The following is a 12,157-nucleotide window of genomic DNA, read 5'->3' on the forward strand; positions in this document are numbered from 1 at the left end:
CATGGCGCATAGGCTGGAAACGCCACGCTTTTGCGCTTTTTCCATGTACCGCGCACCGTGGTTCCAGCTCTTACTGTGATCCGCCTGAATAATGATGCGAGCCAAACCAACATGTTCAAGATCGTCCACCTCCTGACGGGCGCAGCTGCCTTGCTGCTGTCCTTCATACCCAGCCTCAGGGCCGATACCACGCCCTACCTGCAACAACCCGACGCCATCTACCTGGCACTCCTGGGCCTGGCCAACCTGATCCTTGCCCCGATCGTTCCGCAGTACTACAAGGGCGTACGCCAGTATCTGCAGATCGCCGCCAGCGTATTCCTGGTGCTTGCAGTGATCCTGCAGGCGCTGGCGCTGCTGGCATTGCCCGACATGGATGCCCTCGCCGCCCTGCTGGTTGCGCTGCTCGCCGCGGTGCTTCACCTCGGTGCCGGCTTCATGAGCCAGCCCAAGGCCCGCAGCACCGGCAACACCCAGTACGACATGAGCAACCGCGATACCGGCACGGTAAAGTGGTTCAACACGTCCAAGGGCTTCGGCTTCATTTCCCGGGACTCGGGAGACGACATCTTCGTGCACTTCCGCGCGATTCGCGGCGAAGGCCACCGGGTATTGGTCGAAGGCCAGCGTGTCGAGTTCTCGGTCATGAATCGGGACAAGGGGCTGCAGGCCGAAGACGTGATCGCTGCACCTCGCCGCTGATCACTGACCGCTGCAAACGAAAAAGCCGCGAAGCCTTGTAGGCTGTCGCGGCTTTTTCATGGAGGAAACTTCAGTAATGCGGCGGCGGCGCTTCCTCTTCGCCTGCCCCATATTGCCCCATCACCTCCTCATAGCGCTTGAGCAGGGCGGCCATCTGCAACTGCAGGCGCTCCACGACACGCTGCTGCTCGACGATCACATCGTTCAGGGCCAGCAAAGTATCATCCTGGAAGGCCAGGCGACTCTCCAGCTCCATTACCCGCTCTTCAAGGTTCATTGCTCAAGCCTCCACGAACCGGAAGTCATCACCCAGTACTGCCGCGATGCGCTGGCGGACTTCATTCAACTGATCGGCCGTATATCCGACTGCAGGTTTTTGCCCCCAAACCGGCGCCGGCCATGCAGCGTCATTACGACGGCGAACGATCACATGCATATGTAGCTGGCTGACGACATTACCCAGCGCGGCCACATTCATCTTGTCCGCGGCAAAACATTCCCCAAGCGTTTTACTCAGGAAATCGGTTTCCTTCCAAAGTTGCAGGCGATCACTGTCATCCAATTGAAATATTTCACTGATGCCAGGGCGACGGGGCACCAGGATGAACCAGGGATAGTTAGCATCCTTACTAAGTAACAAACGGCAAAGAGGAAAGTCCCCCAATGCGAAAGTGTCTTGTTCAAGACGCGAATCCAATGCAAACACGGGGCAATCTCCTCATCATTCAGTGCAGCCCACCTGCGCGACACAGGAGCGCAGGATACTCCTGTTACCGGTATCGGGCACGGGCGGACAACAAAGCACCGAAAAGCAGCCCGCAAAACCGGGCCGCCGAAGCGTTTCACCCCGTGTTTCAGGGCACCGGTAACAAAATGCTACTTTCCGCACCAAAATGGCGCTTCGCGACCTACCGAGGAGCGCCGGACATCCACAAACTACCCACTCAAGGCCCTGCGACGGTAACGTTCTGACTTCGAGGTCGATTTTTCCCTTATTCCAGAAAAATACCGACAAAAGAGCGGAGCGTTCTTTGAGCCCCGATTTTTCGGTCCTTTTCCGGTGCCAGACTGGAAAAAGTGAAAATTTCGTCAACACTTGGCGGCTTTGAGCACGCTTGTTGCATTGCACCTTGGCATGGTCGGCATGTCGTCTGCATACACAGCCGGGGTGCGACAAATAACAACAGCTGCACGGGCGACCAGGGAGTTTGGGGATCGCGGATCCAGGGTTATGAAGCATGGTCTTGGGTCCGACCGAAACAGCGCTGGAGTTGTACGATCCGTCCTACGCGGAACGTAATTTGCGACATGGATATAAGTATTTGCGACACGACCGTAAAGTTACCGAAAGGTTCAATTCGCAAGTATCGCTAATGACAGTCAGCGTGATATACATTTCCGCCGACTCAAACAAGAAAGAGCAGCCCCGATAAAAAAACCAGGTGGGGCAGCAGCAATCTTCCTAAAAACCAAAGGAGCAAATCACGATGCGCGTGATGAAGTGGAGCATGATCGCCCTGGCCGTAGCTGCCGGGACCTCGCAACTGGCTGTAGCGTCCTCGCAGGATGAGTCCAAGGGTTTCGTCGAAGACAGCACCCTGACCGCAAAAACCCGCGCCATGTACATGAACCGCGACCTGAAGCACGGTGAGGCCAACACCAACGTCAAAGGCGATCGCAAAGGCTATCGTGAAGACGCTGGCGTCTCCGAGCTGGTGACCTTCGAATCCGGCTTTACCCAAGGCACCGTAGGTGTCGGTGTGGACGCCATGGCAATGGGCTCGGTCCGCCTGGACGGCGGCAGTGGCCGCACCCGCGGCGACAGCGGCAACGGCCTGTTCCGTAACGACAGCGACGGCAACCCTGAAAAAGCCCAAGGCAAGGGCGGCGCCGCAGTCAAGTTCCGCATCTCCGACACCGTACTGAAGTATGGCCAGCAGTTCGTAGCCAGCCCGGTATTCGCCACCGACGACAGCCGTCTGCTGCCGGAAGTCGCTACTGGCACCTTGATCACCAGCAAGGAGATCAAGGGCCTGGAACTGAGCGCCGGTCGCTTCACCGCGCTGAGCTCGCAGACTGGCATGGGCCGTGACAGCATCAACGGTCGCAATGCCAAAGGCCTGACCTCGGCCAACATCGTCGGCGCCACCTACGCGTTCACCGATTCCTTCACCGGCACCCTGGCTGCATCGGACGTCGAAGACTACTGGAAGAAGCAATACATCAACCTGAACTACACCCTGCCGATCAATGACACACAATCGCTGAACTTCGACTTCAACGGCTATCGCTCGAAGGATCAGGGCGAAACAATAGCCAACGAACTGGACAACAAACTGTGGAGCCTCGCCGGTGCCTATAGCTTCGGCGCCCACAAGTTCACCCTGGCCTACCAGCGTTCCAGCGGTGACACCGGCTACAACTACGGCGTAGATGGTAACGGCACGATCTTCGTTGCCAACTCCATCCAGATTTCCGACTTCCTCGGCAAGGACGAGAAATCCTGGCAGGCTCGCTACGACCTGAACATGGCATCCTTCGGCGTACCAGGCCTGACCTTCATGACCCGCTACATCAAGGGTGATGACATCAGCACCACTTCGGGCAACGAAGGCAAGGAACACGAGTGGAACTTCGAGTCCAAGTACGTCATGCAGGAAGGCCCGGCCAAAGACCTGTCCTTCCGCGTTCGCTACGCCGTGTACCGTGCCAACGATGCTTACCAGGAAGACTACACCCCTGACAACAACGATGTACGCCTGATCATCGAGTACCCACTGAGCATCCTGTAAGCCCTCCGGCCCGCAGACCTCAGTACGAAGAAGCCCGGCCCTGCCGGGCTTTTTCATTTGTGTCATCGACTTACGACAGATTAGGTTTCCTGCGTCCTATACGTTACCGATTCCCCCCCGTACAATGCGGGGTCATTTCAGTTAAGCAACCGACAACGGCCTATCATGCGCACCAGTCAATATTTGCTCGCCACACAGAAAGAAACCCCTTCCGACGCGGTCGTCATCAGCCACCAGCTCATGCTGCGTGCCGGCATGATCCGCAAGCTCGCCTCCGGCCTGTATACCTGGCTGCCGATGGGCCTGCGCGTGATGCGCAAGGTCGAAGCCGTGGTTCGCGAGGAAATGAACGCCGCCGGTGCCCTGGAAGTGCTGATGCCGGCCATCCAGCCGGCTGAGCTGTGGCAGGAGTCCGGTCGCTGGGAACAGTACGGCCCCGAGCTGCTGCGCCTGAAAGACCGCCACAACCGCGAATTCTGCGTCGGCCCGACCCACGAAGAGGTCATCACCGACCTGGCCCGCAACGAGCTGAGCAGCTACAAGCAGCTGCCGCTGAACATGTACCAGATCCAGACCAAGTTCCGCGACGAGATCCGTCCGCGCTTCGGCCTGATGCGCGGCCGCGAATTCATCATGAAGGACGCCTACTCCTTCCATGCCGACCAGGCTTCCCTGCAGGAAACCTACGACCGCATGCACCAGGCCTACTGCAACGTGTTCACCCGCCTGGGCCTGAACTTCCGTCCGGTGCAGGCCGATACCGGCTCCATCGGCGGCAGCTACTCCCACGAGTTCCATGTGCTGGCCGAGTCCGGTGAAGACGACGTGATCTTCAGCGACAGCTCCGACTACGCCGCCAACATCGAAAAAGCCGAGGCCATCCCGCGGGAAACCGTGCGCCCTGCGCCGACCGAAGCCCTGCGCCTGGTCGATACCCCGAACACCAAGACCATTGCCGCCCTGGTCGAAGGCTTTGGGGTGCCGATCGAGCGCACCATCAAGACCCTGATCGTGCATGGCGCGGAGGAAGGCAAGCTGGTGGCCCTGGTGGTCCGTGGCGACCACGAACTCAACGAAATCAAGGCGACCAAGCTGCCCCAGGTCGCCGAACCGCTGGTCATGGCCAACGAAGAAGAGCTGCGCGCAGCCATTGGCGCCGGCGCCGGCTCCCTTGGCCCGCTGAACCTGCCGCTGACCTGCATCATCGACCGTTCGGTCGCCCTGATGAGCGACTTCGCCATCGGCGCCAACATCGACGACAAGCACTACTTCGGCGTGAACTGGGAACGCGATCTGCCGGTTCCGGAAGTCGCCGACCTGCGCAATGTGGTCGAAGGCGACCCTAGCCCGGACGGCAAGGGCACCCTGCAGATCAAGCGCGGTATCGAAGTGGGCCACATCTTCCAGCTCGGCACCAAGTACAGCGAAGCGCTGAAGTGCCAGGTGCTGGGTGAGAACGGCAAGCCGGTCACCCTGACCATGGGCTGCTACGGCATCGGCGTTTCCCGCGTGGTCGCTGCCGCCATCGAGCAGAACTACGACGACAAGGGCATCATCTGGAGCGACGCGCTGGCGCCCTTCCATATCGCCCTGGTACCGCTGCGCTATGAAACCGAGGAAGTCCGTGCGGCCACCGACAAGCTGTACGCCGAACTGACCGCCGCCGGCTTCGACGTGCTGCTCGACGATCGCGACAAGAAGACCAGCCCCGGCATCAAGTTCGCCGACATGGAACTGATCGGCATTCCGCACCGTATCGTCGTCAGCGATCGCGGCCTGGCCGAGGGCAAGCTGGAATACAAGCACCGCACCGAGAGCGAGGCCCAGGCCCTGCCCGTGGCGGACGTCGTGTCGTTCCTGCAAGCCCGCATCCGTCGCTGATAGCCAATGCCAGAGTAGCCATGTTCAAGCGAAGTACCTTTACCTTCGGCGGCGCCGCCTTGTGCGGCGCCCTGCTCCTGGGCGGTTGCGCCAACCAGATGTCGCAGCGCAGCGACCACGAGGAACGCATCGAGCGCAAGCTGCTCGAGCACAGCCTGCAGATCGATGTCGGAGAGCCCAAGGTACTCGAGCTGCCGCAACGCCGTGTGCGCATCCATGAGCAGAAGAACTTCGAAGTGACCGAATTCGAAGTGACCCGCCGCTACGATCGCTACACCCCGTATCAACCCTGGCGGGAAATCTATGAGATTCCGCTGGGTGCGGTGGCGGTGGTCGCCGGGGTCGGCGCCAACGTGGTGAACGTTTTCGCCCTTGGCAGCCTTCCCGACAGCGTCACTCATGACTGGCTCAGTTATGGCATCGCCGGCCTCAACCCGTTCATGAACGTGCAGTCCAATGGCCGCGCGCAGCAGAACCTGGCCGGCATCGATGAAGTGCAGAAGGACAAGCGCCAGGAATACAGCAGTGTTCCCTGGAGCGAGCGGCCGGTCGAGGTGAAGGCTGGCAAGAGCACCTACGAGCTGACCACCGATCGCAATGGCGTCCTGCGCCTGAACCTGCTGGACAGCCCGTTCAGCGAACAGAACCTGACCCATGTCGGCACCCTTCACCTGTCGGTGGTCGATGACGACAGTGCGGTGCGCGCCGACGCCAGCTTGCTGGTGAGCGGCACCCTGCGCAACAAACTGGTAGAAGCCCATGACCTGATCTTCGACGACCTCGAGGACGACGATGTCAGCCAGTGGGTGCACCGGGTCAAGCGCCTGTCGGACCTGGGCCTGGAAGAGGAAGCCAGCGAACTGGAACAGAGCCTGATCGAGCTGACCCGCAACGATCCGGAGCTGCAACAGGAATTCCTGCAGTCGCTGAGAAAGGATGCGCATCGCCTGGTCGCAGATCCTGCCGCCCAGTGAGTGAAATACCCTCCGCAAAAGCACCGTTAAGGTGCTTTTTGCATTTCAGGAGACGGGAAACAGCTCCAACTGTTCATGAGCGCCGCGCAGGTCCTGCAAGCGCACGCCGATACCCAGCAGGCGAACCGGCCGCCCACCGCGAGCGAAGGCCTGGCCGAGCAACTGCTGGTAACTGTGCAAGTCTCGCCCTGCCCCCGCCTGCTCCAGGGTGGTCTGGCTGAAATCATGGAACTTGACCTTGACGAATGGCTTGCCAGGCCGATAGCTGCTGTCGATTCGCTGCATGCGGCCATTGAGTGATTCAAGCAATTCCGGGAGCTTCTCCAGGCAACTGGCCAGGTCCGGCAAATCCTGGTCGTAGGTGTTTTCCACGCTGATGGACTGGCGCCGGCTGTCGTTCTGTACCGGGCGCTCATCGATACCGCGGGCCAGATTGAACAGGCGCTCGCCAAACCCGCCGAACTCCCTTACCAGCGCCAACCGCTCCCACTGACGAAGGTCGAGGCAGGTCACGATGCCCAGGCGATGCAGCTTGTCCGCGGTAACCTTGCCCACGCCGTGCAGCTTGCTTACCGGCAAGCCTGCGACGAAGCCTTCCACCTCCGCCGGGGTGATCACGAAGCAGCCGTTGGGCTTGCGCCAGTCGCTGGCGATCTTGGCCAGGAACTTGTTGGGCGCCACTCCGGCGGAAACGGTGATATGCAGGCGCTGGGCGATCTTGCGCCGGATATCCTGGGCGATCAGCGTGCCACTACCCGAACAGCGCTCGCTGTCGCTGACATCCAGATAGGCTTCATCCAGCGACAGGGGCTCGATAAGGTCGGTGTATTCTCGAAAAACGTTGTGGATCTCCCGCGACGCCTCCTTATAGGCATCCATGCGCGGCTTGACGATCAGCAGGTCCGGGCATAGACCCAAGGCGTGCCGCGACGACATCGCCGAGCGCACGCCGAAGGCCCGGGCCTCATAGTTGCAGGTGGCAATCACGCCACGACGCTCGGCCGAACCACCAACGGCAAGCGGCCGCCCGGCCAGGCGCGGGTCGTCACGCATCTCGATGGCCGCGTAAAAGCAATCGCAGTCGATATGAATGATCTTGCGTTGGCGCATGTATGACCGTTAATGCGGAAAAATCGTACGCGCAGTATCTCACTCGCCTTGCCCGACCGCATCACCCCTCTATACCGCCCCGATCAGCGCGGTGCGTGCCCCGCCGCCGGGCCCAGGCCCCTCCCAGAATGCTAACCATTTGAAGAAAAAAGGATTTTTTGCAGCTTTTGCTTGACAGGGAAACGCATCCCTGTAGAATTCGATCCCACAGGCGCGGGATGGAGCAGCCTGGTAGCTCGTCGGGCTCATAACCCGAAGGTCGTCGGTTCAAATCCGGCTCCCGCAACCAGATACAGGAAAAGGCCAATCGAAAGATTGGCCTTTTTCATTTGCCTGCGATTTGGCCAGGGTCAGGTTTTTCAGGAAAATCAACAATTAAGCATTGACAGCAAGAAACAAGGCTGTAGAATGCGCACCCATCAGACGCGGGATGGAGCAGCCTGGTAGCTCGTCGGGCTCATAACCCGAAGGTCGTCGGTTCAAATCCGGCTCCCGCAACCAGATACAGAAAAAGGCCAATCGAAAGATTGGCCTTTTTCGTTTGCGCGGGAAAATTCCCCCACCTCTCGCCCTGGCGCCGGCAACGTAAATATTCTTTAACTATCATGACCGGCACGGATCCGCCTGAACGCTAGTAATATTCAGACATTATTTTTCCATAGGGATTGGTAAATTGACTGGATACGCCCATCCTGTCGCGCACAGTCCCCGAGGTGATTGATGCGCCCTACCGCTGAAACCGACATTCCCGTTACTGCCGCCCATCCTATTGCCGACAGCCGCCTGCGCTGGCTCGATCTGCTGAGCAAGTATCGTCAACCCATCGGCCTGGCCGTGACCCTGGTGCTGTTCGGGATAGCCCTGATCGCCTGCCGACACTTGCTCAGCGAGCTGGATATCTACGCCCTGCATGACCAGTTGCTGAGCGTGCCGTTGCCTGCACTCGGCGGCGCCTTGCTGGCAACCGCAATCGGCTTCGTGATCCTGCTTGGCTATGAGTGGTCGGCCAGCCGTTATGCCGATGTCAAACTGCCTGCTGGCAGCCTGGTCATGGGCGGCTTCTGCGCCTTTGCCATCGGCAACGCCATTGGTTTGTCGCTGCTTTCCGGCGGCTCGGTGCGTTACCGCCTGTATGCCCGGCAAGGCGTCGGTGCGGCCGAAGTGGCGCGCATGACCTTGTTCGCCAGCCTGTCCCTGGGCTGCGCACTGCCACCGCTGGCAGCGCTGGCAACCCTGAGCAACCTGCCCGCTGCAGCCGAAGCGCTGCGCCTGCCTGCGGGCGTGCTGGCCGCTATCGCCATTACGGTGCTGCTGCTCAGCGCAGCCCTCGCCTACGGCCTGTATCGTCGCCGCTTGCCTGAACAACCGTTCGCCCACGCCCTGCTGGCCCGGGTCGGTCGTCGTACCCTGCGCTTGCCGGGCGCCAGGCTGGCCCTGCTGCAACTGGTCATAACGGCCCTGGACGTGGCCGCCGCCGCGACCGTGCTCTACCTGCTGCTACCCGAAGCCCCACCTTTCGGCGCCTTCCTGCTGGTCTACCTGCTGGCCCTGGCGGCAGGCGTCCTCAGCCATGTACCTGGCGGCGTCGGTGTATTCGAAGCGATCCTGCTGGCCGCCTTTGCCAACCAGTTGGGCGCTGCGCCGCTGGCCGCCGCGCTGCTGCTGTATCGCCTCATCTACGTGGTGCTGCCGATGCTGGTGGCCTGCGTGATCCTGCTGGCCAGCGAAGCGCGCCGCTTCCTCTTTGCGCAACAGGCGATCAAGGTCGCCTCGGGCCTGGCTGCGCCAGTGCTCGCCGTGCTGGTATTCCTTTCCGGCGTGGTGCTGCTGTTCTCGGGTGCCACCCCGGAAATCGATACCCGTCTCAAGCATCTGGGCTTCCTGATCCCGCACCGCCTGATCGATGCCTCGCACTTCGGCGCCAGCCTGATCGGCGTGCTCTGCCTGCTGCTGGCCCAGGGCCTGCGCCGTCGCCTTTCGGCAGCGTGGATGCTGACCACCATATTGCTGCTGGTCGGCGCCCTGCTGTCCCTGCTCAAGGGCTTCGACTGGGAAGAAGCCAGCATCATGATCTTCACCGCGAGCCTGCTGGCCCTGTTCCGGCGCTCGTTCTACCGTCCGAGCCGATTGCTGGAACTGCCCTTCTCGCCAGTCTACCTGGTAGCCAGCGCCTGCGTGGTCGGTGCGTCGATCTGGCTTTTGCTGTTCGCCTACCAGGATGTGCCCTACAGCCATCAACTGTGGTGGCAGTTCACCCTCGATGCCGATGCCCCGCGCGGCCTGCGCTCGGCGCTGGGCAGCGCGGTGCTGCTGGTCGTGCTGGCCCTGACCTGGCTGCTGCGCACCGCCCGCCCGACGATCCATCTACCGACCGCCGAAGAACTGCAGCGCGCCAACCGCATCCTGCTGGCGTCGGACCAGCCCGACGGCGGCCTGGCCTTGACCGGCGACAAGGCGCTGCTGTTCCATCCCAACGATGATGCCTTCCTGATGTACGCGCGCCGTGGTCGCAGCCTGGTCGCGCTGTACGACCCGATCGGCCCGACCCAGCGTCGCGCGGAGATGATCTGGCAGTTCCGCGACCTCTGCGACGTTCATCACGCCCGCCCGGTGTTCTACCAAGTGCGCGCCGAGAACCTGCCGTTCTACATGGACATCGGCCTGACGGCGATCAAGCTGGGCGAAGAGGCACGGGTCAACCTGCCGCGCTTCGACCTGGAAGCCAAGGGCAAGGAGATGAAGGACCTGCGCTACACCTGGAACCGAGGTAGCCGCGATGGCCTGAGCCTGGAAATCCACGAACCCGGCCAGGCGCCGCTGGAAGAACTGAAGGTTATTTCCGATGCCTGGCTCAGCGGCAAGAACGTGCGCGAGAAAGGTTTTTCCCTGGGCCGCTTCAGCGAAGACTACCTGCAACACTTCCGCATCGCCCTGATCCGCTTCCAGGGCCAACCGGTGGCCTTTGCCAACCTGCTGGAAACCCATAGTCGCGAACTGGCCAGTCTCGACTTGATGCGCGCCCATCCGGAGGCGCCGAAGCTGACCATGGAATTCATGATGATCGGCCTGATCCAACACTATAAACAGCATGGATATGCCCGCTTCAGCCTTGGCATGGTGCCCCTGTCGGGCCTGCAGCCGCGGCGCGGCGCACCACTGACCCAGCGCCTGGGCTCGATGGTGTTCCAGCGCGGCGAGCAGCTCTATAACTTCCAGGGCCTGCGCCGCTTCAAAGACAAGTTCCAGCCAGACTGGGAACCCCGTTACATGGCCGTCCCTGCCGGACTCGATCCGCTGGTCGCACTGGCCGATACCGCCGCCCTGATCGCGGGCGGTCTTACAGGATTGGTGAAACGCTGATGATTCGACGTTACTGGCATTACCTGCTCGGCGCGCTGCTCGCGGCGCTGCTGGCAGCGGCGGCAGGCTTCTGGCTGTGGACGCGCCCGGCTCCGGAGGCGCACCTGGAGCACATCACCCTCGGCGACGGCAGCACTGCCGTGCGCGCCACCCCCGGCACCGACGCCCGGGCCCGGGTGCTGATCGCCTCGCCACAGGACCAACTGCTGAGCGACAAGCAACTGCTGGACCTCAGCCAGAGCGGTGAAGCGCAGTTGGTCCAGGTCACCCTGCCGCTGGGCGACTGCGCTCAGCAGCAAAAAGCCGTGCAGCTTGCCATCGAGCAACTCAAGGGCGCGCCGACCCTGGTCGCCGGCATCGGCCCCGGCGCCAACCTGGCCTGGGACTGGCTGGCCGCGCAAAAGGACGACAAGGCCCAGGCCATTTCCGTGGGCTTCAACCTGGAACGCCCGGGCTGCACGCTTCCGCTCGCCAAGTCGGCCCCCCATGGCCACTGGAACGTGGCGTGGAACGACAACCCTGACGATGCCAGCGCCGCTTTCGTGCGCGACCAGGCCAACGCCGAAACCAGCATCTCCGACTACGACGTGCACCTGCCGCAGGTGCTCAAGGCGCAACTGACCACCGCCCTGCTGGGCGAAGACGGCAACGCGATGAGCATCCCAGTGGTGGAGGTGCCCGCCGGGCAGACGACCGACACCGTGACCCTGTTCCTTTCCGGTGACGGCGGCTGGCGTGACCTGGACCGCGACGTCGCCGGCGAGATGGCCAAGCTTGGCTATCCAGTGGTGGGCATCGACACCCTGCGTTACTACTGGCAGCACAAGACTCCGGAACAAAGCGCCGTGGACCTCTCCGAACTGATGCAGCACTACCGGCAGAAATGGGGCACCAAGCGCTTCGTACTGACTGGCTACTCCTTTGGCGCGGACGTGCTGCCGGCGATCTACAACCGCTTGCCGGAAGCGGACCAGAAGCGCATCGATGCCGTTATCCTGCTGGCTTTCGCCCGTAGCGGCAGCTTCGAGATCGAAGTGGAAGGCTGGCTGGGCCAGGAAGGCAAGGAGGCCCCGACCGGCCCGGAAATGGCGAAGATGCCGGCAGCCAAGGTGCTCTGCGTGTATGGCGTGGAAGAAACCGATGAAAGCGGCTGCACCGACAGCACGGCAGTGGGCGAGAAGCTCAAGCTGCCGGGCGGGCACCACTTCGACGAGAACTACCCGGCATTGGCGCGCAAGCTGATCGGCGAGATCGAAAGCCGCCAGGGCAAGACCAGTGTGGCTGAGCAGAATTGAGGTGGCCCTAGGCCTCATCGCTGGCAAGCCAGCTCCCACAGGG

At 61.6% G+C, this 12,157-nt stretch carries 9 protein-coding genes and 2 tRNA genes; 8 read left to right on the forward strand and 3 right to left on the reverse strand.

Annotation, left to right across the window (positions count from 1 at the left end; translation table 11 throughout):
• Nucleotides 1-111 precede the first annotated feature (111 nt).
• Nucleotides 112-702 (forward strand): cold-shock protein, encoded by a 591-nt coding sequence (locus N7650_RS02500; RefSeq protein ID WP_037061086.1) that lies wholly within the window; start codon nt 112-114, stop codon nt 700-702.
• 70 nt (nt 703-772) lie between these two features.
• On the opposite strand, the gene N7650_RS02505 is transcribed toward N7650_RS02500, so the two are convergent.
• A complete protein-coding gene (locus N7650_RS02505) occupies nt 773-979 on the reverse strand; it encodes a SlyX family protein (protein ID WP_009402128.1) in 207 nt (68 codons plus the stop codon).
• 3 nt (nt 980-982) lie between these two features.
• The gene (locus tag N7650_RS02510) at nt 983-1,408 is read right to left on the reverse strand and encodes an HIT domain-containing protein (protein ID WP_009402130.1); all 426 of its coding nucleotides are present in this window, start codon (nt 1,406-1,408) and stop codon (nt 983-985) included.
• Nucleotides 1,409-2,189: 781 nt separating this feature from the next.
• Between N7650_RS02510 and N7650_RS02515 the strand changes: the two genes are divergently transcribed.
• The 3 genes from N7650_RS02515 to N7650_RS02525 all read left to right on the forward strand — a co-directional run bounded on the left by N7650_RS02515 (nt 2,190) and on the right by N7650_RS02525 (nt 6,349).
• Nucleotides 2,190-3,494 (forward strand): OprD family porin, encoded by a 1,305-nt coding sequence (locus N7650_RS02515; RefSeq protein ID WP_279896986.1) that lies wholly within the window; start codon nt 2,190-2,192, stop codon nt 3,492-3,494.
• A gap of 165 nt (nt 3,495-3,659) precedes the next feature.
• Nucleotides 3,660-5,375, forward strand: a complete 1,716-nt coding sequence (locus N7650_RS02520) for a proline--tRNA ligase (protein ID WP_009402134.1) — start codon at nt 3,660-3,662, stop codon at nt 5,373-5,375.
• A gap of 20 nt (nt 5,376-5,395) precedes the next feature.
• Nucleotides 5,396-6,349: a hypothetical protein gene (locus tag N7650_RS02525; RefSeq protein ID WP_009402136.1), complete on the forward strand. Its 954-nt coding sequence runs from the start codon at nt 5,396-5,398 to the stop codon at nt 6,347-6,349.
• A gap of 45 nt (nt 6,350-6,394) precedes the next feature.
• Here N7650_RS02525 and dinB read toward each other — a convergent pair whose 3' ends face one another.
• Entirely contained in the window at nt 6,395-7,459 is a 1,065-nt protein-coding gene (gene dinB / locus N7650_RS02530; protein ID WP_009402137.1) for a DNA polymerase IV, read from the reverse strand.
• Between the two features lie 212 nt (nt 7,460-7,671).
• On the opposite strand from dinB, the gene N7650_RS02535 reads away from it, so the two are divergent.
• The 4 genes from N7650_RS02535 (at nt 7,672) to N7650_RS02550 (ending at nt 12,114) form a co-directional block, all read left to right on the forward strand.
• Nucleotides 7,672-7,748 (forward strand) — tRNA-Met (locus tag N7650_RS02535).
• Nucleotides 7,749-7,883: 135 nt separating this feature from the next.
• A tRNA-Met gene (locus N7650_RS02540) sits at nt 7,884-7,960 on the forward strand.
• A gap of 219 nt (nt 7,961-8,179) precedes the next feature.
• Nucleotides 8,180-10,819 (forward strand): bifunctional lysylphosphatidylglycerol flippase/synthetase MprF, encoded by a 2,640-nt coding sequence (gene mprF / locus N7650_RS02545; protein WP_279896987.1) that lies wholly within the window; start codon nt 8,180-8,182, stop codon nt 10,817-10,819.
• Complete coding sequence (locus tag N7650_RS02550) at nt 10,819-12,114, forward strand: AcvB/VirJ family lysyl-phosphatidylglycerol hydrolase (RefSeq protein ID WP_009395155.1); 1,296 nt, start codon at nt 10,819-10,821, stop codon at nt 12,112-12,114. The genes mprF and N7650_RS02550 overlap by 1 nt, the downstream gene beginning before the upstream one ends.
• Nucleotides 12,115-12,157: the final 43 nt, after the last annotated feature.

The organism is Pseudomonas sp. GD04058, assembly GCF_029836855.1.
GTDB classification, from domain to species: domain Bacteria; phylum Pseudomonadota; class Gammaproteobacteria; order Pseudomonadales; family Pseudomonadaceae; genus Aquipseudomonas; species Aquipseudomonas bharatica.

Bases quoted from the DNA above. Each gene is read 5' to 3' on its own strand.
- N7650_RS02500 (WP_037061086.1), top strand. From the start codon at position 112: ATGTTCAAGATCGTCCACCTCCTGACGGGCGCAGCTGCCTTGCTGCTG.
- N7650_RS02505 (WP_009402128.1), bottom strand. From the start codon at position 979: ATGAACCTTGAAGAGCGGGTAATGGAGCTGGAGAGTCGCCTGGCCTTC.
- N7650_RS02515 (WP_279896986.1), top strand. From the start codon at position 2,190: ATGCGCGTGATGAAGTGGAGCATGATCGCCCTGGCCGTAGCTGCCGGG.
- N7650_RS02520 (WP_009402134.1), top strand. From the start codon at position 3,660: ATGCGCACCAGTCAATATTTGCTCGCCACACAGAAAGAAACCCCTTCC.
- N7650_RS02525 (WP_009402136.1), top strand. From the start codon at position 5,396: ATGTTCAAGCGAAGTACCTTTACCTTCGGCGGCGCCGCCTTGTGCGGC.
- dinB (WP_009402137.1), bottom strand. From the start codon at position 7,459: ATGCGCCAACGCAAGATCATTCATATCGACTGCGATTGCTTTTACGCG.
- mprF (WP_279896987.1), top strand. From the start codon at position 8,180: ATGCGCCCTACCGCTGAAACCGACATTCCCGTTACTGCCGCCCATCCT.
- N7650_RS02550 (WP_009395155.1), top strand. From the start codon at position 10,819: ATGATTCGACGTTACTGGCATTACCTGCTCGGCGCGCTGCTCGCGGCG.